This window comes from Methylobacillus rhizosphaerae (assembly GCF_900187985.1).
In the GTDB taxonomy this organism is placed as follows: Bacteria; Pseudomonadota; Gammaproteobacteria; order Burkholderiales; family Methylophilaceae; genus Methylobacillus; species Methylobacillus rhizosphaerae.
Genome location: NZ_FZOA01000005.1, coordinates 1 through 23,595 on the forward strand (window position 1 = coordinate 1; position 23,595 = coordinate 23,595).

Genomic DNA, 23,595 nt, shown 5'->3' on the forward strand with positions numbered 1-23,595 from the left:
TTTTTTAGGATATCTCGCTCATCCGTGACGCGACGCAGCTCAGCCTGAAGGCGACGGATTTCTGCTTGCTGATTAGAGGAGTGCTGTCGTTCGTCTTTAGGGGTGCCGCATCGCTTGATCCAAGCATAAATGCTATGACTTGAAACGCCCAACCGCTCAGCGACCTCTGCCACAGAAAACTGACGCTCAGTGACTTGCTTGACGGCGGCCTGTTTGAATTCTTCGGTGTAACGTTGTTGCTTGCTCATGATGTCTCCTCAACTTGCATAGTTTGAGGCTCTTGAGCTGTCTAGGAAAGTGGGGGCGATTCACGTCTAGGGTATTGGAAGCAAGAAAACCCGCTCTCAAAAATACGACAATTCAAAATTGAAGAAAGAGAATTATCCTATCTGACACAAAGCCAGATAAAGGACTTGATCCAGTGTTTGAATGGCGATGCATTACTGATCACCAAAATATGCCTGTCAACTGGTGCCAGGTGGAGCGAAGCGGAAAGCCTGAGACATTCCCAGGTCAGGGATGGCATGGTTCACCTCAACCGCACCAAGTCCGGTAAAAACAGGTCTATTCCCATAGACGACACCTTGTACTCGGAGTTGGAAAACCTTAAACCGAGAACACTGGGTGGCAACATATTCAAGCCAGCATACAACCAATTCCGTTCAGCAGTTGAACGGAGTAGGGTAGAGCTACCCAACGGACAACTATCTCACGTCCTGCGTCATACCTTCGCTACTCACTTCATGATGAATGGTGGCAACATCCTGGTATTACAACGATTACTGGGCCATTCAACCCTGGCAATGACCATGCGCTATGCTCACCTGGCACCTGACCATCTTCAGGAAGCGGTCATACTAAACCCATTAGCAAAACTTGATTTAGTTGACACAATGTTGACTAAAGGCGAATGACAGAAAATGCGGGAATTTATAAGTGCTTGATTTTACTTGGTGCCCGGGGCCGGAATCGAACCGGCACGCCCAAAGGGCGAGAGATTTTAAGTCTCTTGTGTCTACCAATTTCACCACCCGGGCAGGTGTGAGACGCTCCGAACGAAGCGAGGCCGTATTCTATCACTGCAACACCAGGATTGAGTAGTCAAAATCGTAAAATCTCAGCAACTGTGCTGCTTGGGGCAAGGTAAGGAAGCATGGCTGGAATGATTTCAATCAGGTGTCGAGACTTGGTCTGGTGGCAGAGTTTTCATCGAATCTTGTTTCTGTCGTGTTAGTCTTATTGGCATGATGATGAGTTGAGCCAATATGAGAGCAATATTATTCCCTGTTGTGATCCTGAGCGCCTGCGCTGGTGTGCCTCTGAATGAGCCGTTGAGTGTGCCTGTGCCGCAGGAGCGTGTTTATGCTACATATCCCAGATTTTTTACCGGGGCTTATATCACTGTGCGGCGTGATCCGGTGCAGAAGGATATTGGGGTCGGGTGTGAAAATGAAATCTATATCGATAATATCCGCTCATACACCATTATGCCGGGTGAGTATGCGAGTTTTTTCCTGACGGATGGCAAGCATGTGGTGAAGGTGGATACAGGACGGGGATCGTGCCAGGGTAAGCCAAGTTCTGAAACGATCAATGTATCCAATGGGATTTCTCAGGAATATAAGTTGTTGAGTCCGCCTGGAGGTTCGTTGCGCTTGTTCCGTACGATGTAATTCGTGGGGTTTTCGTGAGTTTGATAGTGATCTGACGGTCAGAGTAGTGGTAGTCTTACGTTTTGCTGTGAATGTCACTCAATTTTGACTGGAGATATAAATGATAAAGAAAGTACTTGCCATCGGGATGCTGGCAATGTTGGGGAATGCTTATGCTGCTGCTCCTTCCGATGAGTTGATACTCAAGTTCATGGAGGTTTCCAATGTGAAGCGCTCACTGGACAGCATGCGTACAAATGCAGATACCACATTGAGAAATAATTTTTTGCAAACCTTGCAATATCAGCAGTTGAATGACAAACAGAAAAAGATAGCAGAGGAGGCCAGCGACAAGGCGGTTAAGGTGCAGCAGGAATACTTGTCTTATGATTCCATTGTAAAGATGGTCCTGCCTTTGTATCGCAAAACCTTTACCAAGGAAGAGTTGCAGGCGGCTATCAATTTTTATAGCTCATCGGCTGGACGGTCGATCAACCAGAAAATGCCTGAGTTATCGACCGAGTCGATGAAGCTGACAAGCGAGCTGAATAAGAAAGTCATGACGCAATATCAACAGATTGCGCGCGATGCCGCGGAGCGTATCAAGGCGACACAGTAGGCGCGCATGCTGGCTGCTTTCAAACAAGATGTGAAAAAGTAAAGAAAAAGCCTGCATGATGCAGGCTTTTTTATATCCATGAAACTGGGCGGCAATAATGATGCTATGCCAAAGCTCGCTCAATGCGATCCAGAGCCCGCTGGAGGTTGTTCATGGAAGTAGCAAAGGAAATGCGGAAATAACCGTCAGCACCGAAGGCTGAGCCTGGTACTACCGCAACACCTTCCTGTTCGAGCAGGTATTCGGATAGTGCCATGTCGGTTGCTGCCTTGATCTTACCTTCATTGAACAGGTTGTTGATGGCCTCACGCGCGTCAGGAAATGCGTAGAATGCACCGCCGGCCTTGATGCATTGCAACCCCCTGATTCCATTGAAACGCTTGACGACAAATTCATGTCGCTCGCGAAAGGCATCAAGCATGGGAAGGATGCATTCCTGCGGCCCTTCCAGCGCAGCTTGTGCTGCTACCTGTGAAATGGAGGTCGGATTGGAGGTGGATTGTGACTGCAGGATTTCCATGGCCTTGATGATATGGGCAGGGCCTGCGGCATAGCCAATGCGCCAGCCCGTCATGGAATAGGCCTTGGAAACACCATTAAGCACAATGCAACGCTCCTTGAGTTCAGGCGTAGCATTGAGGATATTGTAGAACTTGTCTCCGGTCAGGTTGACGTGCTCGTACATATCATCGGTAGCAACCAGTATATGAGGATGTTTCTTCAATACCTCGCCCAGCGCCTTGAGTTCGTCCAGGCTGTACACAGCGCCAGTCGGGTTGGACGGCGAGTTGATCATGAACAGCTTGGTCTGAGGAGTGATGGCTGCTTCCAGTTGTGCGGCAGTCAGCTTGAAACCTTGCTCGATACCACATTCGATAATGACGGGCTTGGCACCGGCAACCAGCGCGATATCAGCATAGGAAACCCAGTAGGGTGCGGGCACAATGACTTCATCGCCGGGGTTCAGTACTGCTAACGCCAGGTTGAAGATACATTGCTTGCCGCCTACGCCGACGATGACTTCTTTTTCAGTGTAGTCAAAGCCGTTCTCGTTCTTGAACTTGGCGACGATGGCTTTTTTCAGGCCGGGAATGCCAGCTACAGGGGTATATTTGGTGAAACCTTGGTCAATCGCTTGTTTGGCGGCATCCTTGATGTGTTGTGGAGTGTCGAAATCCGGTTCACCTGCACCCAGGCCAATGATGTCGCGGCCTTCTGCCTTGAGTTTTGCGGCACGGGCAGTAACAGCCAGGGTAGGAGATTCTTTGATGGATTGAACGCGCTGCGAGAGTTCCAAGATCTAAATCCTATAGAGAAATTATAAAGATAACGGCAAAGTGGTTAATTTTACGCGCTTTATTTGCAATGCGGAATATGGTGCTGCGGGATATTTGCATGGTTTCTTTACCTTTTACTGGCATGCTTTCGCACACCGGTGCCGCGCAGGAGTGGCTGGCCTGTTAAAATCTTGTTTCCTTCTTATGGGTGATTGCTGTGATTGTCACTTTTCCTGGTAGCAAATATAAACTTTTCCAACCTTTCCCCCCGGCTGGTGATCAACCAACAGCGATTGAACGGCTGACCGACGGCGTGAACGAAGGGTTGGAATTCCAGACCTTGCTTGGCGTTACTGGTTCCGGCAAGACCTATACCATGGCCAATGTCATTGCGCGTACTGGTAGGCCGGCCATTGTGATGGCGCCCAACAAGACATTGGCTGCACAGTTGTATTCCGAGTTCAAGGAATTCTTTCCCGAGAATGCGGTGGAATATTTTGTTTCCTACTATGACTATTATCAGCCGGAAGCTTATGTGCCTTCGCGCGACCTGTTCATCGAGAAGGATTCCAGCATCAACGATCATATCGAACAGATGAGGTTGTCTGCCACCAAGGCATTGCTGGAGCGGGAGGACAGCATCATCGTTGCCACGGTGTCGGCAATTTACGGAATTGGCGATCCGGGCGAATATCACGGCATGGTGCTGCATATCCACCTGGGAATGAAAGTCACGCAGCGTGATATCGTCAACAAGCTGATTGCCATGCAATATGACCGCAATGACTTTGATTTTTCCCGAGGTACATTCCGGGTGCGTGGCGACGTGATCGATGTATTCCCCTCAGAAAACAGCGAAACTGCGGTGCGTATCAGCATGTTTGATGACGAAATTGAGAACATCACTTTATTCGACCCGCTGACTGGGCAGATTTTCAATAAGATCCACAATTTTCGTATTTTTCCTTCCAGTCATTATGTGACAGCGCGGGAGGCGACGGTACGCGCGATGGAAACTATCAAGCAGGAGTTGCGCGAGCGCGTGGACTTCTACATCAAGACCGGCAAGCTGGTTGAAGCGCAACGCATCGAGCAGCGCACGCGCTTTGACCTGGAAATGCTCAACGAGATTGGATTCTGCAAGGGCATCGAGAACTATAGCCGCCACCTGACTGGACGCCAGCCTGGAGATGCACCGCCGACCTTGATCGACTACCTGCCGGATAATGCGCTCATGATCATCGACGAGAGCCATGTCACCGTGCCGCAGGTTGGCGGTATGTACAAGGGCGATCGTGCCCGCAAGGAAAATCTGGTGGATTACGGATTCCGCCTGCCTTCGGCAATGGACAATCGTCCGCTGCGCTTCGAAGAATTTGAGCGCATCATTCCACAATGTATTTTCGTCAGTGCGACGCCTGCTGAATATGAGGCAACCCATCAGCAACGTGTGGTCGAGCAGGTAGTACGTCCTACTGGGCTGATAGATCCGGAAATATTTGTCAAATCCGCTGATACTCAGGTAGATGATTTGTTGTCTGAAATCAAACTCAGGGTGGATGTGGGGGAACGGGTGCTGGCTACTACGCTGACCAAACGCATGGCAGAGGACCTGACAGATTATCTATCCGATCACGGAGTCCGGGTACGTTATTTGCACTCAGACATTGATACTGTGGAGCGTGTGGAAATTATCCGTGATTTACGCCTGGGTGAATTTGATGTGCTGGTTGGGATCAACCTGTTACGTGAAGGGTTAGATATCCCAGAAGTATCATTGGTCGCTGTGCTGGATGCGGATAAAGAGGGTTTCTTGCGTTCTGAACGCTCGTTAATTCAGACCGCGGGCCGTGCTGCGCGTAACCTCAATGGCAAAGTGATTTTTTATGCCAATAAGATTACCCGTTCCATGAAGCTGGCTATGGACGAAACCCAGCGCCGTCGTGAGAAGCAGATGGCATTCAACACTGCACATGGGATTGTACCAACCGGGGTCAAAAAGCGTATCAAGGATATTATTGATGGCGTATACAGCAAAGAAGATATGCAGCGTGACCGTAAGGTCGCAGAGGAGCAGGCCAGTTATGGGAAAATGACCGAGAAGCAGTTGGTGAAGGAGATGAAGCGCCTGGAAAAGGCCATGCACGATAGCGCCAAAAATCTGGAGTTTGAGAAGGCTGCAGATTATCGTGACCAGTTGAAGAAGCTCAAGCAGGGATTCTATGGTGCGGAAATTCCAGATGGATTGGCAGACGAAGCCTGACATCATGCAATGCGCAATTGTCATGACATAATAAAAAGCCCGGAAGATCCGGGCTTTTTTATTGGTGTGCAACGCTACTTACTTCTGCGTTTCAACCATGACTAACGCTTCACCACTTTCTGCTTCCGCAGCTTTTTGTTGCCATGCTGCCGGCTTGCGCGGAGCACGCTTAGTAGGTACTACCTCTACCGGTGCGACAGCCTGCATTGCATCTGCCTTGGTTTCGACTAATTGCAGGGTGGATTCTGCATCGGCCGGAGCGGCAGATTTTTCCGCTTCTGTCTTGCGGCGGCGAGGTGCGCGTGGCTTTTTCTCTGCCTTGGCAGTTTCAGCAGCAGACTCTGCCGCTGCAGGCTCAGCAATCTCAGCTACTTTTTCCTGCTCGGCGACTGGAGCAACTGGAGTAGTTTCCACTTCAGCTTTGGGTGCTGCTGTCTTTTTGGATTCAGCGGCACTTGGTTTTTCGCTGCTTTCTGTGCTTGTTTGCGCAGGAGCTGCGGTTTCCGTGCTGACGGGTGCTGCCTCAACCTTGGTTTCCGCCTGTGCTGCAATGACCGGAGCGATAGTGGCTTCTGTCTTGGTTGCTTTGGCTGCTGCAGGTACGGCTGCCTGCTGAGGCTCTACTGCAGGCACAGTCGCTTCAACTGCTGTTGTAGTTGGCGATGTATCCTGAGTTAATGCCTGAGTAGCTTCAGCAACAGGCTGATTGTCACGATTTTCATTGCGAGGCTGGCGCTCGCGACGACCATTACGGCCGCGGCGGTTGCCACGTTGCTCGTTATTGGATTCCACTGCTGTTTCTGTCTGCACTGCAGCAGCTGTTTGCTGTGATGCTTTTGGCTGGCGCTCAGTGCGTTCTGGACGTTCAGTTTTTTCCTGACGAGATTGAGCTGCGCGCTGTTCAGCTTGCTGCTGGCGACGCTCATTATTATTGCTGCGCGGTTCCTTGCGTGGTTGCTCCTGGCGTGATTCAGCCTGCGCCTGGCGATCATTGCTGCTGTTGCGCTCAGTGCGGCGGTTGTTATTGCGGCGTTGTTGAGTACGGGAGGTATCGCGTTTCTGGTTTTCCTCTTGCGGCTTGACCTCTGGCTTTGCAGGGGCAGTCACGTTGGACAGCCAGGACTTGAAGCGACCCAACAGGGAGGTGCTGCTCGGTTTTTCCTTACTGACTGGCGCAGGGGAGGCTGGTGTAATGCCCTTGACGGCAGCTTCGGGTCGGACTGCTTTCGGTTCTTGTACCACTGAAGTTTCAACAGTATCGGAAGGCAACTCAACCATTTCGTAGCTGGCCCGACCGCTTTCTTCTACATCATCATGGCGGATGCGCAGGATGTTGTAGTTGGGCGTTTCCATGTGGATATTGGGAATCAGGACAACTTGCACGCCCATACGCTGCTCGATCTTGTGAATTTCCGAGCGTTTTTCATTGAGCAGGAAAGTGGCAGCCTCAACCGGGAGTTGCACCTGGATGATGGCACTGTTTTCCTTCATGGCTTCTTCCTGCGTGATGCGCAGGATATGCAAGGCAGTGGATTCTATGCCGCGGATATGGCCAGTGCCATGACAGCGGGGGCAAGGAATATGGTTAGATTCACCCAGGCTTGGGCGCAAGCGCTGGCGAGAAAGCTCAAGTAGGCCAAAACGCGAAATTTTGCCTGTTTGCACGCGAGCCCTGTCATGATGCAGGGCTTCACGCAGGCGGTTTTCCACTTCGCGCTGATTACGCTGGCTTTCCATATCAATGAAGTCGATGACAACCAGGCCACCAAGATCACGCAGGCGTAATTGACGGGCTACTTCGTCAGCAGCTTCCAGGTTGGTATTGAAGGCAGTCTGTTCAATATCACTGCCCTTGGTGGAGCGACCGGAGTTGACGTCCACAGAGACCAGCGCTTCTGTGTGGTCAATGACAATGGCACCGCCGGATGGCAGGCGTACTTCACGCGCAAAAGCAGATTCGATCTGGTGTTCGATCTGGAAACGTGAAAACAACGGAATTTCATCGCGGTAAAGTTTGACGCGAGAAACATTGTTCGGCATGACGTGATTCATGAACTGGATGGCTTGATCATGAATATCCGGTGTGTCGATCAGAATTTCGCCGATATCTGGCTGGAAGTAGTCACGGATGGCGCGGATTACCAGGCTGCCTTCTTGGTAAATCAGGAATGGGCCGCTTTGAATCGTGGAAGCACTTTCCACTGCAGTCCAGAGTTGCAGCAGGTAATTCATATCCCATTGCAGTTCTTCGACACTGCGGCCAATACCGGCGGTACGGGCAATAATGCTCATGCCGGTAGGGACTTGCAGTTGTGCCATGGTGTCACGCAATTCATTGCGGTCTTCGCCTTCGATCCGGCGAGATACGCCGCCACCGCGCGGATTATTTGGCATCAGCACCAGATAGCGTCCAGCGAGAGAAACAAAGGTGGTCAGTGCAGCACCCTTATTGCCACGCTCATCCTTGTCCACCTGGACAATCAGCTCCTGGCCTTCTTTCAAGACATCCTGGATGCGGGCGTTGCGACCGGACTCTCCACCATTCTGGAAATAGCTGCGAGCGACTTCCTTGAAAGGCAGAAAGCCATGGCGATCAGTGCCATAATTGACGAAAGCGGCTTCGAGGGATGGTTCGATGCGGGTGATGACACCCTTGTAAATATTGCTTTTTCGCTGTTCCTTGCCTGCGGACTCGATATCCAGATCGATGAGTTTTTGTCCGTCGACAATCGCGACGCGTAATTCTTCTGATTGCGTCGCATTAAATAGCATGCGTTTCATTGAGGACTCCCACGCTCTTCAAGCGGGCAGCAAACCATGGCTTTGGGGCAGCAGCGGTATAACTGAAGCTTAACTGTAATTGCCTGTCGTACTGTAGACAGGCAAAACCACACGATACGAGCAGATTGGAGTCCGCAAGAGGTAACGCGAAGCAATAGTTTCTCAATTTTTCAGCTAGGCAGTGTTTGCCTTCAGGTTACTTTTCCCTGTATGCCGTATGACGCATATCGAAATGACATTTTGAGTCACCTGGAAAAAGAAATTCCGATACCGCCGTGTGCGATATCAGCTTGAATTTGTTAACGAAAGTTTTCGTAAACTATTGGGTCTAAACCCCGGTACGTCTATTTCTGTCTCGGATTAGCCGTCATTATCGGCTAATATGCTATTTTTTCAGTATATCCTGGCCTGTTGCGCCACATTTAGCTTAATGTCTGGTTTGCGGCGGCTAGAGCGCATATTTTTGTTACAAATCGCTACTTGTACATATAGATTGGCGAGCGAGTTAACCAAGGTATTTTTCATTACAGTTGTTATATCTGAGGAGGCGCTTGGCGCATTGGCCTCAAGATGGTCGTAGTATAGGTGAGATGACTAATTTAAGCAAAACAAGAAATCAATTTAACCCCGCAATTGTCAACATGCTCACAATAGATGAGGCAAGTGAAGGGCAGCGAGTCGATAACTTCCTGGCAAAAATCCTCAAAGGAGTTCCCAAAAGTCATATTTACCGCATCCTGCGCAGTGGTGAGGTGCGGGTCAACAGCAAGCGAGTGGATGCAAGCAGCAAGCTGAATCTCGGAGATCAGGTCAGGGTGCCGCCAGTCAGGATGGTGCAGCCTACGGAAGAGACAGCGGTTAAGTCGGTGACTTCCAAGTTTGACGGTGCCGTGATTTTTGAAGATGAGGCGTTGCTTGTTATTGATAAACCAGCAGGTTTTGCGGTGCATGGCGGCAGCGGTATCAGTCGTGGAGTGATCGAGCAACTGCGTCTGGAGCGCCCGCATGCCAAATTCCTGGAACTGGTGCATCGCCTTGATCGCGAGACTTCCGGTGTTCTGTTGTTGGCCAAGAAGCGTAGCGCGCTGGTTAATTTGCATGATGCAATACGCAACAACCAGACGGACAAGCGCTATCTGGTACTGGTACACGGACAATGGAAAGACCAGAAGCGCCGGGTCCGACTACCTTTGCATAAGTTTGTGCTGCCGAGTGGTGAGCGCAGGGTGGCAGTGCAGGATGACGGCCAGGATTCTGAAACCATTTTTTATCTGCGTCAGGCGCTGGGCAAGTTCACCTTGCTGGAGGCGCAGCTGGTGACAGGAAGAACGCACCAATTGCGTGTGCAGCTGTCTCATCTGGGCTTCCCGATTGCAGGGGACGATAAATACGGCGATTTTTCCTTGAACAAAGCATTGCAGAAACGAGGCTTGAAGCGGATGTTCCTGCATTCGGCAGAAACCAATATTCGGCATCCAATTAATGGTGAAAAACTTAATTTAATCGCGGAGTTGCCGAAAGAACTTAATAAATTTGTTGAGAATTTGAAGGTGGAATTGAAGCATGAGTAAACAGTTTGATCTGATTGTGTTTGACTGGGATGGAACCTTGGCGAACTCAACGCAGATTATCGTGAACAGTATTCGCCAGGCTGCTGTTGAGAGCGGGCTGGAAGATCCGGGCCAGCTGGCAGCTAGCAGTATCATCGGGCTGGGTTTGCGTGAGGCGATAGAGCAGTTGTTCGGTGTGATTACCCAGGAACAGCTGCAACAGATGGCTGCCCGCTACAACGTGCATTACAACGCCCGGCAGGATGATGTGCTGTTATTTGAGCATGCATATGAGACTGTGACCAGGTTGAATCGGCAGGGGTATATGCTGGGCGTGGCAACAGGAAAAGGGCGGCGCGGGTTGAACCATGCCTTGGCGCATAGTGGCCTTGGCGAGTTGATTCATGGTACACGTTGTGTGGATGAATGCCATTCCAAGCCGCATCCGCAGATGCTCATGGAGCTGATGGATGAGTTCGGGGTCGAGCCTGGACGCACTCTGATGGTCGGCGATACCAGCTTTGACCTGCAGATGGCGCAGAATGCCAAGGTGGCCAGCCTGGGCGTCACCTATGGAGCGCATCCGCTGGAGCGGCTACTGCCGCATTCTCCGCTGGCACATTTCGATGAGTTTGCTACACTCAGCCAATGGTTGGAATTAAACGCTTAATCTGCCAAAGTCATGAGTTGCAGGAGGGCGGCAAGGGTGTGCGCTTTGATCTTCCTGAGGTCGGTGACCGGGTGACAGGGTTTGCTGTGCGCTTTGATGGCAAGGTCTTTGCCTACATCAATCGTTGCGCCCATGTCCCGATCGAACTGGATTGGAGCCCGGGCGAATTTTTTGATGCTACGGGAAACTACCTGATATGTGCGACGCATGGCGCCTATTACCAGGCCGATACTGGCGATTGTGTGGCTGGACCATGCCGAGGGAAGCGTTTGGAACCTATCCAGGTGGTAGAGCAAGCACAGCAAATATTGATAACTTTGAAAGTGTAATGAATGTCTGAAAATCATCTTAATGATCCCCATTGGGAGCGTGAAACATTGCATCAGCTTGCCTTGGCAACGGTCAAGGAGCGTCGCCGGTCGCGGCAGTGGGGAATTTTCTTCAAGTCGCTCGGCTTTCTTTACCTGTTTCTTGTATTGTTTTACGTGACTGGCTGGAGTGAGGGTTCTACTGCCTCAGTCGAGCATACGGCCTTGATTGAGATCAATGGCGTCATTGGCAGCGATGATGCTGTGAATGCTGATGCCGTAATTGCCAGCTTGCGGTCCGCCTATGACAGCAAGGGAACCAAGGGCATTATTCTGCGTATCAATAGTCCAGGGGGCAGTCCGGTGCAGGCAGGGATCATCAATGATGAGATCAAGCGGCTGCGCAAATTACACCCCAGTATTCCTGTGTATGCAGTAGTGCAGGATATTTGTGCTTCCGGCGGATACTATATTGCGGTTGCTGCAGACAAGATATTTGTGGATAAAGCAAGTATTGTTGGTTCTATCGGAGTCTTGATGGATGGGTTCGGGTTTACCGGCGCGATGGAAAAGTTCGGAGTGGAACGCCGCTTGATGACAGCAGGCAGCAACAAGGCCATGCTGGACCCGTTTTCTCCCGTAAATCCACGCCACCAGGCATTGGCTCAGCAGATGCTTGACCAGATTCATGCTCAGTTTATTGCAGTGGTGCGGGAAGGGCGCGGCAAGCGCCTCAAGGAAACCGAGGATACCTTCAGTGGCTTGTTCTGGAGCGGCGAAAGCAGTGTGGAACTGGGTCTGGCAGACGCATTGGGCAGTTCTGACTATGTGGCACGTGAGGTCATCAAGCAGACCAATGTCGTGGATTTCACGGCGAGAGAAGGCCTGGCAGATCGTTTTGCCAAGCGTCTTGGTGCCAGTGCGAGTGCCAATATTCTAGGCAAGAAGCTCAGTCTGGAGTAGTAAGTTGCCGCAATAAAAAAGCCACGGCATGCCGTGGCTTTTTTATTTCATGTTGTGGATAACAACATTAATCCTTGAACTTGAAGTAATTCATCAGGCCATTGGTGGAGCTGTCGTATTCCGTAGAGCGCTTGCCATCATTCAGTTGCGGCAGGATCTTGCGTGCAATCTGCTTGCCGTATTCAACACCCCACTGATCGAATGAATTGATGTTCCAGATGATGCCCTGCACAAAAATCTTGTGTTCGTAAATGGCAATCAGCTTGCCCAGCATTTTGGGCGTCAGTTTGTCGAACAGGATGGTGGTGCTCGGGCGGTTACCTTCAAAGACCTTGTGGGGAAGCAGTATTTCCAGCGCGTCCCCACTCAAGCCCTGGGCAATCAACTCAGCCTTGGCTTCTTCCAGTGTCTTGCCCTGCATCAGCGCGCTGGTCTGGGCAAAGCAGTTGGCAAGCAGGATCAAGTGGTGCTCATTGCCATGGTCACCAACCTTGTACTGGCTTTCCAGTGGCATCATGAAGTCACAGGGAATCAGGCGGTTGCCTTGGTGGATGAGCTGGTAGAACGCATGCTGGCCATTGGTGCCGGCCTCACCCCAGATGATGGGGCCCGTGGTGCATTGCACGGTGCGGCCATCACGGTCGATGAATTTGCCGTTGCTCTCCATGTCTGCCTGTTGCAGATAAGCAGGGAAGCGGGACATGCCCTGGTCGTATGGCAGGATTGCCATGCTGTCCACGCCAAAGAAATTGTTGTACCAGACACCCAGCATGGCCATGATGACTGGAATATTCTGCTCCAATGGCGTGTGCTTGAAGTGCTGGTCCATTTCGTGACCACCCAGCAGCAGGTCCTCGAAATTATCCATACCGATGTAAATGGCAATCGACAGGCCGATCGCGGACCAGAGCGAGTAGCGTCCGCCTACCCAGTCCCAGAATTCGAACATGTTGGCAGCATCAATGCCGAACTTGCTGACTTCCTTGGCATTGGTGGAGATGGCAACAAAATGTTTGGCCACCTGTGCTTCGTCTTTTGCGGATTGCAGGAGCCAGTGACGCGCGGAGCGCGCATTGGTCATGGTTTCCTGGGTCGTGAAAGTCTTGGATGCCACGATGAATAGTGTTGTTTCCGGGTTGCACTGTTCCAGGGTTTGGGCCAGGTGCGCACCATCAATATTGGAAACGAAATGGGTATTCAGGCCGTCTTGGGCGTAAGGCTTGAGCGCGCCGCACACCATGACCGGACCGAGGTCGGAACCACCAATACCGATATTCACAATATCGGTGATGGGCTTGCCGGAGTAACCTTTCCATTCGCCGGAGCGGATGCTGTCGCTGAACTTGCGCATCTGGGCCAGTACGCGATTGACGTCTGGCATGACGTCCTTGCCATCTACATATACTGGTGTATTGCTGCGGTTGCGCAGGGCGGTGTGCAATACGGCGCGGTTTTCAGTGAAATTGATTTTTTCTCCTGAAAACATGCGGTCACGCCACTCCTCGACTTTGGAATCTCGTGCCAGCTTGAACAACAATGGCAGCGTTTCATCGGTGATGCGATGTTTGGAGTAGTCCAGCAGCAGGCCTTCGGTGTTCAGGGAGAATTTCTCGAACCGGCGTCCGTCTTTGGTAAACATGTCCCGCATTTGCAGGGGGAGGATTTCTTGATAATGGGCACTGAGGTCATGCCAGATAGGGCAGTTTGTCGGGTTTGTCATTGCGGGTATGTATTATTGGTGATGTATGTAAATTTAGTTTGGTCACATTAAATAGGTTTGGCGTTGACTGCACTGCCAATCCAACCTGCCTGAAAAGTCATGACCAGTATTCAATCCTGATGATTCTATTCAATTCTGAGTAAATAAACAATTTTTAGTCTCAATAAACAGATGGCGGATTGCCCTGGTCTGTATGCATAAAAGTCGGGTTGTAATTGATTCGGAAATGTTTTTAAGCTATGATTGCGAGTTTTCCACCTTGCCTTACCGTTAGCGCATGCGGAAGGCTGTTAATCCAAAAGGAGTTTCTATGCGACATTATGAAATCGTTTTTATCGTCCATCCGGACCAAAGCGAGCAAGTACCAGCGATGATCGAGCGTTATCGCACACTCGTGACCACCAATGGTGGCGCTATCCACCGCCTGGAAGACTGGGGTCGTCGTCAATTGGCTTACCCAATCCAGAAAATCCACAAAGCACATTACGTGCTGATGAACATCGAAGCCAGCCAGGCAGTGCTGGATGAACTTGAGCATGCATTCAAGTTCAACGATGCTGTGTTGCGTCATCTGACCCTGAACACAGATGAAGCAGTGACTGCGCCATCCCCAATGATGAAGGAAGAAAAGTCCAAGTCATTGCTGGCTAAGGACGAAGCTGCTGCACCAGCAACAGAGCAGGCATCTGCTTAATTAAGTGAGTTTAAACCGGCTGGAGTTGAGCGGCACGGTCATCAAGGTGACTGAGCTGCGGTATACCCCGGCAGGAATACCAGTATTGAGTTTTGACCTGCAGCATTTGTCTGAGCAGGTCGAAGCGGGAATGAAGCGTAAAGTCGAATGTGTCGTTCCTGTCATGGCCATGGGGTCATTGGCGATGGAAGCGCAGAAGATGGAAGAGGGTAATCAGGTCAATGTGACAGGTTTTCTCGCCAGGCGCAGTCTCAAAAGTGCTCAACTGGTATTGCATGTACAAACATTAAAGAAAATTATTTGAAAGGTTTTCATCATGGCACGCGATATGTTCAAACGCCGCCGCTACTGCCGCTTCTCGGCAGAGGGCATCAAGCAAGTGGATTACAAGGATGTGGATCTGCTGAAGGACTTCATCAACGAAAACGGCAAGATCATCCCTGCACGTATTACCGGCACCAAGGCCAAGTATCAGCGCCAGCTGACAACTGCAGTGAAGCGCGCGCGTTTCCTGGCTCTTCTGCCATACACTGACAAGCACTAAGAGGTGAAACCATGCAAGTTATTCTGTTGGAAAAAGTAGTAAACCTGGGTAACCTCGGTGACATCGTCAAGGTAAAGGACGGCTATGGCCGTAACTTCCTGATTCCTCAAGGTAAAGCAAAGCGCGCGACCGAAGCCAACAAGGCTGAGTTTGAAGCGCGCCGTGCCGAGCTGGAAAAGCAACAGGCAGAACAATTGGCTGCAGCCCAGCAACGTGGTGAGAAACTGAATGGCTTCCTGCTGCAAGTCAGCCAGAAGGCTGGTGTGGATGGTCGTCTGTTTGGTTCCGTGACCAATGGTGACATTGCTGAAGCGCTGAGCGCACAAGGCTTTGAAACTGCCAAGGCTGAAGTTCGCCTGCCAGAAGGTCCGCTGAAGGTGATCGGTGATCATCCTGTCAGCATCGCACTGCACCACGATGTCGTAGTTGAAATTACTGTTTCCGTATTGGGCGAACAGTAAGCGCTAGATTGTTGTGCTGAAAAAGCCGCCTGACAGGCGGCTTTTTTATTACCTGTGTTGATGGGCAACTCCAATCCATCAGGTGAAAATTGCTATAATGCGGCATGGCTGACGATACTCTAGACTCTCTAAAACTTCCCCCTCACTCTGTTGAGGCTGAGCAATCCGTGCTTGGTGGTTTATTGCTTGAAAATGAAGCCATGGACCGTATTGCCGATATTCTGGGGGCGGATGATTTTTATCGTCATGATCATAAGCTGATCTTTACGCATATCAGCCGCCTGTTCGAGCGAAGTAGGCCTGCTGACATTGTAACGGTGGCAGAATCGCTGGAAAACTCAGCAGAACTCTCCAGCGTTGGCGGCTTGGCTTATCTTGCGGCATTGGCCCAAAATACGCCAACGGCAGCCAATATACGCCGATATGCCGAGATCGTGCGCGAACGTGCGGTAATGCGCAAACTGGTGGAAGTTGGCTCCAATATCGCAGAGAGTGCTTACAATCCCTTGGGACGTGATGCACAGCAATTGCTGGATGAGGCAGAAGCCAAAATATTCCAGATTGCCGAGGGTGGGAAGCGCTCCACGCAAGGTTTCCTGGATATGAAAACCCTGCTGCCGCAAGTGGCGGACCGGATTGATTACCTCTATCAGCGCGATAATCATAGCGATGTGACAGGTATTCCTTCCGGGTTTACTGATCTTGACTCCATGACTTCAGGGATGCAGGCCGGGGACTTGATTATTGTCGCGGGCAGGCCATCCATGGGGAAGACCGCATTTTCCCTGAATATTGCTGAAAACGTTGCCCTGGATACAGGCATGCCGGTGGCGGTATTCTCGATGGAAATGGGCGCAACACAGCTGGTGACCCGGATGATAGGTTCTATTGGCAGGCTGGATCAGCACCGCATGCGGAATGGTAATCTGGAGGATGAGGACTGGGTACGCCTGACCACTGCATTGGGTAAGTTGAATGAGGCTCCAGTGTATATTGACGAAGGTGCCGGCCTGAGTTCATTTGAAGTCCGTGCCCGCGCACGCCGGCTACATCGCCAGGTTGGCAAGCTGGGCTTGATCGTGATTGATTACCTGCAATTGATGACAGGCGCATCAACCGGCGGGAAAAGCGAGAATCGCGCAACAGAAATATCGGAAATCTCCCGCTCCCTCAAGGCCTTGGCAAAAGAGTTGGATGTCCCGGTGATTGCCTTGTCGCAGCTGAACCGCAGTGTGGAGCAACGCCCGGACAAGCGTCCCGTCATGTCGGATTTGCGTGAGTCTGGTGCGATTGAGCAGGATGCTGACTTGATTCTTTTTATTTATCGTGACCAGGTCTACAATCCTGACAGCCCGGACAAGGGCACGGCTGAAATTATTATCGCCAAGCAGCGTAATGGCCCGATTGGCCGGGTGCGTCTGACTTTCCTCGGTGAAAATACCAGATTTGAGAATTTTGTCGGCCAGTACGAAGACAACTACGGCGAGTAAACATGCGTGCAATTACAGCAACACTCAACCTGACCGCCTTGCGGCATAACCTGCAGCTGGTGCGCCAGCTGGCGCCCGCAACCCGGATCATGGCGGTCGTCAAGGCAGATGCCTATGGGCATGGATTGCTGAGGAGTGTACCCGGGTTGGAGGAGGCTGATGGTTTTGCTGTGTTGCGCCTCAGCGAAGCATTGACATTGCGTGAGGCTGGCTATAGCCAGGTGTTGCTGCTACTTGAAGGGGTATTTTGTGCGGATGAGCTGCATGCAGCCGCTGAGCATGGTATCAGCATCGTCGTGCATAATGAGTCGCAGCTTGCCATGCTGGAAGCCAAGGCTGGCTCGATATCCCGCCCTGTATCCGTTTTCCTGAAAATGAATAGCGGCATGAACCGTCTCGGGTTCAGGCCGGCGGAATATCGGCAAGCGTGGCAGCGTCTGCGTGACTGTACTGCGGTGGCTGAAATCAGCCTGATGACACATTTTGCGACAGCAGATGATGAGCGAGGCATCACCGTCCAACTGGAAGCCTTTGATACTGCTGCAGGCGCGTTGCCTGGTGCTGTGAGCTTGGCCAATTCTGCTGCCATACTACGATTCCCCGAGGCTCACAGGGACTGGGTACGCCCAGGCATCATGTTATATGGCGCATCGCCAGTGGCTGGCCAGGGTGCAACCAGCTTCGGTTTACGTCCCGCCATGCGCCTGACCAGCGAGGTGATTGCAATCCAGACGCTGGAAGCAGGAGAGAGCCTGGGATACGGCAGCCGCTTTACTGCGACAGAAACCATCAGGATTGCAGTAGTGGCATGTGGTTATGCCGATGGCTATCCGCGACATGCGCCCACTGGTACCCCAATTGCGATAGATGGGCAGTTAAGCCGGACCCTGGGCAGGGTATCCATGGATATGTTGTTCGCAGATGTCAGCCATCTACCTGCTGCCAGGGTTGGCAGCGAAGTGGAGTTGTGGGGAGATACTGTATCAGTGGATGCAGTCGCTGAAGCTTCCGGCACAGTGGGCTATGAATTATTGTGTGCTGTGGCTCCTCGTGTACCTTTTAAGGTCATGGATTAATGGCCAAGGCAAAAACAGTATACAGCTGCACCGAATGTGGTGGGCAAACCCCGAAGTGGCAGGGGCAATGCCCCTCCTGCATGGCGTGGAACACCCTGGTGGAAAGTATTGTCGAGCCTGCAGGCAATCAACAGAACCGTTACGCATCACTGGCGCAGTCTGCCGGGCTGCAGAAGCTCGCAGATGTTGAAGCGCTGGAAGTGGCCAGGCACCCGACAGGTATACAGGAGTTTGACCGCGTGCTGGGTGGTGGGCTGGTGCCGGGCGGGGTGGTATTGATCGGCGGCGATCCGGGCATAGGCAAATCTACATTGCTGCTGCAGACTTTGTGCCATGTTGGTCATGCGCGTAAAGCCATTTATGTATCTGGCGAGGAATCTGCACAGCAGATTGCCATGCGGGCAAAGCGCCTGGGACTGGATGCGGGCCCGGTCGAGCTGCTGGCGGAAATCAGCCTGGAAAAAATCCTGGCGACCTTGCAGCAGCACAAGCCGGAAGTGGCGGTCATTGACTCCATCCAGACCTTGTATTCCGAATCCCTGCAATCTGCTCCAGGTTCCGTGGCCCAGGTGCGAGAGTGTTCTGCGCAACTGACGCGCTATGCCAAGCAATTTGATGTCACCATCATCCTGGTGGGGCATGTGACCAAAGAGGGCGCGCTGGCTGGTCCGCGCGTGCTGGAACACATTGTCGATACGGTACTCTACTTCGAAGGTGACCAGAACTCGAGTTTCCGGCTGGTGCGTGCATTCAAGAACCGCTTCGGTGCGGTCAATGAGCTGGGCGTGTTTGCCATGACGGAAAAAGGCCTGCGTGAAGTCAGCAATCCTTCCGCCTTGTTTCTTTCACATCATGCAGAACAGGTTTCCGGCTCCTGTATCACCGTCACGCAGGAAGGGACGCGGCCTTTACTTGTAGAAGTGCAGGCATTGGTCGATGAGGCGCATGCGCCCAATCCCAAACGTCTATGTGTCGGCCTGGAACAGAACCGCTTGGCCATGCTGCTGGCTGTTCTGCACCGCCATGCAGGCGTGGCATGTTTTGATCAGGATGTATTTATCAATGCAGTGGGGGGGGTGCGCATCAGTGAGCCGGCAGTGGATCTTGCCGTATTGCTGGCGATAGTGTCATCACTGAAGAATAAACCGCTGGATAATAAACTGATCGTATTCGGTGAGGTTGGCCTTGCGGGTGAAGTGCGACCCGTGCAGCGGGGCCAGGAGCGATTGCGAGAGGCAGCCAAACTTGGTTTCAAGCAGGCTATCGTTCCCAAGTCCAACTTACCCAAGCAGGCGATTGAGGGTTTGACGGTGCAAGGCGTGGAGCGTCTTGAACAGGCATTGACGCTGTTGCGTAACGGATAATGGATAAGTAAATGATTTGATAGTTAATAGCCAGGTTTTTCGTGCAGCATGTCGGATGAGCATGAATGGTGAAAGTAGGGAAATTATTAACTAAATTACCAAAAGGCTTGGTTTCTACGAAGTATTTAATATATAATCCGGCCTCGTTTCGCGGAGAGGTGGATGAGTGGTTTAAGTCACCACCCTGGAAAGGTGGCACAGGGGCAACTCTGTCGAGGGTTCGAATCCCTCCCTCTCCGCCATATCAGGCTCATGCCTTGATACTTCTGCTGCAGGCACTCGGTGGGTTTGTCCACACGGCTGCACTGATCCTATGAAGCTTCCGCTTCCATGCACACCGGTACTTAATCTTCGCTTACGCGATCATGTCTTTTATTTCCATCGTCGTACTCCTCAGAATATCGTTCCTCACTAGGGAACGGTAAAGTCACGCTCGTTTCATTTAGTCTTTATACCTCCGTCCAGCGGGTTGCGATGCGCAAGGCGCGTGAGCATGCCGTGCGTCTGGATTAGGAACTTCAGGCCATCCGTCTGGGGCTGATGTTGAATGTGAATTGACTGCCCGAAGTTGCTGCAAACCTGGCACTTATCAATGAGATATAGAGAGTTGCCTTGAGGGCTCCAGTCGTGAGCGATTTTAAGTAGCATTTAATATATAATGAGAACTGTTTGTATTTAAAAATACATTTTACTTAAAATTCTCGGGGGGGTATCACTATTATGGCCACTTTCAGGCTTAGCTGTTCTACGTTTATTCTTGTTGCGCTTGGTACGACCAACAATGTTTTTGCTCATGATGAAGTGATCTCGGCACTTGAGGAAACCGTAGTCAAGGCAGATGCGATTGATAATTCAGCCAAAGCTGCGAATGAGGCTAAGCAGAATGCGCTCAATGCCAAGACGATTATCGATGCGGCGCAATTAAATCAGTTCGGTGATCAGCCACTTGGAGATGCGTTACGACGTGTTGCCGGGGTGTCTTTTGATGGTGCCAACCGCGCACGCGAGATTAGATTACGCAATATTGGGCGTGAATATACCCAAGTACTGATCAATGGTCGCCGTATCCTTGATGGCAATGCTGACCGTGCGATTCAGGTGGATCGCATTCCCAGTTCCTTGGTTGAGCGTATCGAGATCAATAAGGCACCACTGGCTAGCATGGATGCCCAAGGGGTAGCAGGCACAGTCAATATCATCCTTAAACAGGGAGTTAACAAACCGATTGCGAATGAGGTATCGATTGGAGCTGGTTACCTTGAAGGAGTGGGAGGGCTTGCCGATGGTACTTTCCTCTACGGGATCAGCGATGATGTCGTGAAGCTCTCACTTAGCGGAGGGGTTCAACAACAGCGTCGAAGCGAGGCTTCAGACGAATATACGCATACTGGAACGGGGGCACGTAATGGCGGCTCGATCAAAGAGGAGGTCCGGCGTTTTGATCAGATCAACTTGACTCCCAGAGTCGATATGCAGGTTTCTGAAAAAGACAGTCTGGTTTTTGAGCCTAGTTACTTGAAAACGACTGAATATCGCGATCAGAACGGTCACCGGCTGATTGCCAATCAGACTGCATTTGATCGCCACGAACCTGAAAAACGCGAACGTGTAAGAGAAAATATCGGCTTATACAGTGCGTGGCAGCATACTTTCAATGATGATGCGGATATCAAGGCCTCCTTGGATTGGCAAAGTGCTTCCGAAGATACTATCCGCAATGGTTATCGCTTTAATGGTGCCAATGTGTTACAGCAAACCCGGTATCGTAAAGCTGATATTGACATGAGCCTTTTGCGAGCAGAGCTGGCAGGACGCTTCAAGGTGGGAAGTCACAGCTTAAGTGTGGGCTTGGTTTCTTCTGAAGAGAAGCGGGATGAAGATAATCTGGATATCACCAATGGTGTGGTGGACGCAGCTAATCGGTCACGACGCTACAAGGTTGGAGAGCAGATTTATAGTGCCTACCTCCAAGACAGCTTCTCTCTATTCGAGGGTAATCGTATTACCGTTGGATTACGAGGGGAAAAGTCCTCGACCAAATTGACGGACTTCTTTGGTGATTCGCAAACCAAGGACAAGCTCATCTGGTTACCATCCTTGAATGTGGTACAAGCGTTGCAAGAAGATTTGGACATCCGCGCCGGTATTGCCAAAACTTTACGTCGCCCTTCATTGCGTGATCTGTCTCCATCGATTGTGACCAATGGTGGCACGATTGCTTCACCAGATACCGCAGGCAACCCAAATGTCATTCCTGAAACAGCATGGGGTCTTGATATCGGTATCGATAAGTATTTATTCAATAAGCGAGGCTTATTAAGTGCAGGCGCTTTCCAGCGTAATTTCAGCGATAAGCTTGAAAGCCTCACTGGTCTTGAAAATGGGCGCTATGTTTCCCGCCTGCAGAACGGTGGAGATGGCCACATGTATGGTCTTGAGCTGGATGCACGCGTTCCGCTTGATTTCCTGAACATGCAAAATGTCAGTGTCTGGTCTAATTTGACTAGGGTATATACCCGGATCAAGGACGAAAGTACTGGCGAACGTCGAGAGGTCTGGGAGCAACCTGATTATGTAGGTAATCTGGGGCTGGACGTATTTGTACCCAGAATCAAGACGACCTTTGGGATCAGCGCAAACTACTCCAGTGGCTATGATCAAAAGTATCGCTTGGCTGCAGGCGGCTATCGTGGTGCCAAGCTTGAATCCATGACGAGAGTGGATCTAAGTGCCCGTACTGAACTTACGCCAAGATGGCTATTGAGTGCATCTGTATTGAATGTGCTTTCTCAGAAAGAGCATAGAGTAGATAGCACCTACAACAACAATGGCCAACTTAATGCGTATACGCGGGCAATTGAGCCTACCTATCGTTCGATGTATGTACGATTGACCTATTTGTTTTAAGGGGCTGTCAGCTTACACAAAGTACAACACACAAACGCGCATGACCAATCTCTATGTGTGGAAGTGTTTTATGGCATTGATTAAATTGTGATTCTTGCGTAAGTTGGAATCCATTCTTCTCTGCCAGGATTTAAAAAGCCCCGTTTATCGGGGCTTTTGCATTTCACGATGGCCGAACTGCCATTTCTATATAGATAGTTGCAAGACGTTCATCTGTCATTTTCCTGCTTGAATGCGCGCAATTTATTCTCCTGATGTTTGCAAAAATTGCGTCGCAGCGGCGATAATCTGGCATGGCTCATCATTTCCACTCCATTGCCTTCAGCGGCATCCGCCCCGGTAAGCGCCTGATTGTTCTGGGCGGGGTACATGGTAACGAACCTTGCGGCACCCAGGCGATTCAGCGCGTAATCAGCGAGATTGAGCAGGGAAAACTGCTCATACAGGCTGGCAGTGTTACGTTTGTACCTGTCTGCAATCCACTGGCGCGCAAGCAGTTCACCCGGGAGGGAGAGCGTAACCTGAACCGCAGGTTGTTGCCGACAGAGCGTCCTTTACAGTTTGAAGACCACATTGCCAACTGGCTGTGCCCGTTGCTTGCCGCACACGAAGTGCTGCTGGATCTGCATTCCTTTCATACACCAGGCGAGCCATTCGCGATGTTGGGCCCGAAAAACAACCAGGGCAGGCTGGAGCCTTTTGCACACGATAAGGAAGAAGAGGCATTAGCCAGGTATCTCGGGGTCAACCTGTTTGTTGATGGCTGGCTGGATACCTATGCGGCTGGCGTCATGCGGCGCCAGGGGCAGCCAGCAGGCGCTGAAGAAGATGCCAGTTATGGTGTGGGTACCACGGAATACATGCGCAGCCAGGGCGGCTACGGACTGACACTGGAGTGTGGTCAGCATGAAGCGCCAGCGGCACCTGAGGTAGCGTATCGCGCAATTATCAATACCTTGGCATGGCTGGGCATGATAGAAGCCGTCCAGCCGGAAGAAATATCTGACCGGAAGACGCTGCGTTTATTTGAGGTCGTGGATAAAGAGGATGAGGCGGATTATCTGGCGCAGGAATGGCAGGGCTTTGAGTTCCTGCGTGCGGGTACATTGATCGGCACCCGCGTTGATGGCCGGAAAATCCAGGCAGCTGAGGATGTTTATATCGTATTTCCCAATCCTCATGCGGCAGTTGGCAACGAGTGGTTCTATCTTGCCAGGCCAATAGATCGTGTTTAATTTGCAGCCCAGGTTGCAGGA

21 protein-coding genes and 2 tRNA genes are annotated in these 23,595 nt (G+C 51.2%); 18 read left to right on the forward strand and 5 right to left on the reverse strand.

Going from position 1 to position 23,595, the window contains the following annotated elements; translation table 11 throughout:
• On the reverse strand, window positions 1-248 hold a 248-nt coding region (locus CHB59_RS06350), incomplete at its 3' end, for a transposase (protein WP_143738696.1).
• A 141-nt stretch (window positions 249-389) separates the two neighbouring features.
• On the opposite strand from CHB59_RS06350, the gene CHB59_RS06355 reads away from it, so the two are divergent.
• The gene (locus CHB59_RS06355) at window positions 390-914 is read left to right on the forward strand and encodes a tyrosine-type recombinase/integrase (RefSeq protein ID WP_281252024.1); all 525 of its coding nucleotides are present in this window, start codon (window positions 390-392) and stop codon (window positions 912-914) included.
• Window positions 915-951: 37 nt separating this feature from the next.
• Here the strand turns inward: CHB59_RS06355 and CHB59_RS06360 are convergent.
• Window positions 952-1,037: transfer RNA gene (locus CHB59_RS06360), tRNA-Leu, on the reverse strand.
• A 228-nt stretch (window positions 1,038-1,265) separates the two neighbouring features.
• Here CHB59_RS06360 and CHB59_RS06365 point away from each other — a divergent pair.
• Both CHB59_RS06365 and CHB59_RS06370 read left to right on the forward strand, forming a co-directional pair.
• The gene (locus tag CHB59_RS06365; RefSeq protein ID WP_089375413.1) at window positions 1,266-1,673 is read left to right on the forward strand and encodes a hypothetical protein; all 408 of its coding nucleotides are present in this window, start codon (window positions 1,266-1,268) and stop codon (window positions 1,671-1,673) included.
• 100 nt (window positions 1,674-1,773) lie between these two features.
• On the forward strand, window positions 1,774-2,271 hold the full coding sequence (locus CHB59_RS06370; RefSeq protein WP_089375414.1) for a DUF2059 domain-containing protein: 498 nt from the start codon (window positions 1,774-1,776) through the stop codon (window positions 2,269-2,271).
• 103 nt (window positions 2,272-2,374) lie between these two features.
• Here CHB59_RS06370 and CHB59_RS06375 read toward each other — a convergent pair whose 3' ends face one another.
• A complete protein-coding gene (locus CHB59_RS06375) occupies window positions 2,375-3,568 on the reverse strand; it encodes a pyridoxal phosphate-dependent aminotransferase (protein ID WP_089375415.1) in 1,194 nt (397 codons plus the stop codon).
• 197 nt (window positions 3,569-3,765) lie between these two features.
• On the opposite strand from CHB59_RS06375, the gene uvrB reads away from it, so the two are divergent.
• Window positions 3,766-5,811 (forward strand): excinuclease ABC subunit UvrB, encoded by a 2,046-nt coding sequence (uvrB, locus tag CHB59_RS06380; RefSeq protein ID WP_089375607.1) that lies wholly within the window; start codon window positions 3,766-3,768, stop codon window positions 5,809-5,811.
• A 78-nt stretch (window positions 5,812-5,889) separates the two neighbouring features.
• Here uvrB and CHB59_RS06385 read toward each other — a convergent pair whose 3' ends face one another.
• Window positions 5,890-8,592, reverse strand: coding sequence for an Rne/Rng family ribonuclease (locus tag CHB59_RS06385; RefSeq protein ID WP_089375416.1), 2,703 nt, complete (start codon window positions 8,590-8,592; stop codon window positions 5,890-5,892).
• Window positions 8,593-9,182: 590 nt separating this feature from the next.
• Here CHB59_RS06385 and CHB59_RS06390 point away from each other — a divergent pair.
• The 4 genes from CHB59_RS06390 to CHB59_RS06405 are packed head-to-tail and all read left to right on the forward strand — an operon-like array spanning window position 9,183 to window position 12,083.
• Complete coding sequence (locus CHB59_RS06390) at window positions 9,183-10,163, forward strand: RluA family pseudouridine synthase (RefSeq protein WP_089375417.1); 981 nt, start codon at window positions 9,183-9,185, stop codon at window positions 10,161-10,163.
• The gene (locus CHB59_RS06395) at window positions 10,156-10,812 is read left to right on the forward strand and encodes an HAD-IA family hydrolase (RefSeq protein WP_089375418.1); all 657 of its coding nucleotides are present in this window, start codon (window positions 10,156-10,158) and stop codon (window positions 10,810-10,812) included. The genes CHB59_RS06390 and CHB59_RS06395 overlap by 8 nt, the downstream gene beginning before the upstream one ends.
• Window positions 10,791-11,141, forward strand: a complete 351-nt coding sequence (locus CHB59_RS06400) for a Rieske (2Fe-2S) protein (protein WP_089375608.1) — start codon at window positions 10,791-10,793, stop codon at window positions 11,139-11,141. Before CHB59_RS06395 ends, CHB59_RS06400 begins: the two co-directional genes overlap by 22 nt.
• Window positions 11,142-11,144: 3 nt before the next feature.
• Entirely contained in the window at window positions 11,145-12,083 is a 939-nt protein-coding gene (locus CHB59_RS06405) for a S49 family peptidase (protein ID WP_089375419.1), read from the forward strand.
• A 67-nt stretch (window positions 12,084-12,150) separates the two neighbouring features.
• Here the strand turns inward: CHB59_RS06405 and pgi are convergent, their stop codons facing one another.
• Entirely contained in the window at window positions 12,151-13,803 is a 1,653-nt protein-coding gene (gene pgi / locus CHB59_RS06410; RefSeq protein WP_089375420.1) for a glucose-6-phosphate isomerase, read from the reverse strand.
• A 310-nt stretch (window positions 13,804-14,113) separates the two neighbouring features.
• Between pgi and rpsF the strand changes: the two genes are divergently transcribed.
• The 10 genes from rpsF (at window position 14,114) to CHB59_RS06465 (ending at window position 23,574) form a co-directional block, all read left to right on the forward strand.
• Window positions 14,114-14,497: a 30S ribosomal protein S6 gene (gene rpsF, locus CHB59_RS06415; protein ID WP_089375421.1), complete on the forward strand. Its 384-nt coding sequence runs from the start codon at window positions 14,114-14,116 to the stop codon at window positions 14,495-14,497.
• Window positions 14,498-14,501: 4 nt separating this feature from the next.
• Window positions 14,502-14,801 (forward strand): primosomal replication protein N, encoded by a 300-nt coding sequence (priB, locus tag CHB59_RS06420; RefSeq protein ID WP_089375422.1) that lies wholly within the window; start codon window positions 14,502-14,504, stop codon window positions 14,799-14,801.
• Window positions 14,802-14,813: 12 nt separating this feature from the next.
• Window positions 14,814-15,041, forward strand: coding sequence for a 30S ribosomal protein S18 (gene rpsR / locus CHB59_RS06425; protein ID WP_011479550.1), 228 nt, complete (start codon window positions 14,814-14,816; stop codon window positions 15,039-15,041).
• 11 nt (window positions 15,042-15,052) lie between these two features.
• Window positions 15,053-15,502, forward strand: a complete 450-nt coding sequence (gene rplI, locus CHB59_RS06430; RefSeq protein ID WP_089375423.1) for a 50S ribosomal protein L9 — start codon at window positions 15,053-15,055, stop codon at window positions 15,500-15,502.
• Window positions 15,503-15,606: 104 nt separating this feature from the next.
• On the forward strand, window positions 15,607-16,992 hold the full coding sequence (gene dnaB, locus CHB59_RS06435) for a replicative DNA helicase (protein WP_089375424.1): 1,386 nt from the start codon (window positions 15,607-15,609) through the stop codon (window positions 16,990-16,992).
• 2 nt (window positions 16,993-16,994) lie between these two features.
• Window positions 16,995-18,068 (forward strand): alanine racemase, encoded by a 1,074-nt coding sequence (gene alr / locus CHB59_RS06440; protein ID WP_089375425.1) that lies wholly within the window; start codon window positions 16,995-16,997, stop codon window positions 18,066-18,068.
• Window positions 18,068-19,432: a DNA repair protein RadA gene (gene radA / locus CHB59_RS06445; RefSeq protein WP_089375426.1), complete on the forward strand. Its 1,365-nt coding sequence runs from the start codon at window positions 18,068-18,070 to the stop codon at window positions 19,430-19,432. Before alr ends, radA begins: the two co-directional genes overlap by 1 nt.
• A 152-nt stretch (window positions 19,433-19,584) precedes the next feature.
• Window positions 19,585-19,674: transfer RNA gene (locus CHB59_RS06450), tRNA-Ser, on the forward strand.
• A 478-nt stretch (window positions 19,675-20,152) separates the two neighbouring features.
• Window positions 20,153-22,339: a TonB-dependent receptor plug domain-containing protein gene (locus CHB59_RS06460; protein ID WP_089375428.1), complete on the forward strand. Its 2,187-nt coding sequence runs from the start codon at window positions 20,153-20,155 to the stop codon at window positions 22,337-22,339.
• Between the two features lie 293 nt (window positions 22,340-22,632).
• Complete coding sequence (locus CHB59_RS06465) at window positions 22,633-23,574, forward strand: M14 family metallopeptidase (protein WP_089375429.1); 942 nt, start codon at window positions 22,633-22,635, stop codon at window positions 23,572-23,574.
• Window positions 23,575-23,595 lie beyond the last annotated feature (21 nt).

Excerpts from the sequence above, each read along its gene's own strand:
- CHB59_RS06365 (WP_089375413.1), top strand. The coding sequence starts at position 1,266 with ATGAGAGCAATATTATTCCCTGTTGTGATCCTGAGCGCCTGCGCTGGT.
- CHB59_RS06370 (WP_089375414.1), top strand. The coding sequence starts at position 1,774 with ATGATAAAGAAAGTACTTGCCATCGGGATGCTGGCAATGTTGGGGAAT.
- CHB59_RS06385 (WP_089375416.1), bottom strand. The coding sequence starts at position 8,592 with ATGAAACGCATGCTATTTAATGCGACGCAATCAGAAGAATTACGCGTC.
- CHB59_RS06390 (WP_089375417.1), top strand. The coding sequence starts at position 9,183 with ATGACTAATTTAAGCAAAACAAGAAATCAATTTAACCCCGCAATTGTC.
- CHB59_RS06395 (WP_089375418.1), top strand. The coding sequence starts at position 10,156 with ATGAGTAAACAGTTTGATCTGATTGTGTTTGACTGGGATGGAACCTTG.
- CHB59_RS06400 (WP_089375608.1), top strand. The coding sequence starts at position 10,791 with ATGGTTGGAATTAAACGCTTAATCTGCCAAAGTCATGAGTTGCAGGAG.
- CHB59_RS06405 (WP_089375419.1), top strand. The coding sequence starts at position 11,145 with ATGTCTGAAAATCATCTTAATGATCCCCATTGGGAGCGTGAAACATTG.
- pgi (WP_089375420.1), bottom strand. The coding sequence starts at position 13,803 with ATGACAAACCCGACAAACTGCCCTATCTGGCATGACCTCAGTGCCCAT.
- rpsF (WP_089375421.1), top strand. The coding sequence starts at position 14,114 with ATGCGACATTATGAAATCGTTTTTATCGTCCATCCGGACCAAAGCGAG.
- rpsR (WP_011479550.1), top strand. The coding sequence starts at position 14,814 with ATGGCACGCGATATGTTCAAACGCCGCCGCTACTGCCGCTTCTCGGCA.
- rplI (WP_089375423.1), top strand. The coding sequence starts at position 15,053 with ATGCAAGTTATTCTGTTGGAAAAAGTAGTAAACCTGGGTAACCTCGGT.
- dnaB (WP_089375424.1), top strand. The coding sequence starts at position 15,607 with ATGGCTGACGATACTCTAGACTCTCTAAAACTTCCCCCTCACTCTGTT.
- alr (WP_089375425.1), top strand. The coding sequence starts at position 16,995 with ATGCGTGCAATTACAGCAACACTCAACCTGACCGCCTTGCGGCATAAC.
- radA (WP_089375426.1), top strand. The coding sequence starts at position 18,068 with ATGGCCAAGGCAAAAACAGTATACAGCTGCACCGAATGTGGTGGGCAA.
- CHB59_RS06460 (WP_089375428.1), top strand. The coding sequence starts at position 20,153 with ATGGCCACTTTCAGGCTTAGCTGTTCTACGTTTATTCTTGTTGCGCTT.
- CHB59_RS06465 (WP_089375429.1), top strand. The coding sequence starts at position 22,633 with ATGGCTCATCATTTCCACTCCATTGCCTTCAGCGGCATCCGCCCCGGT.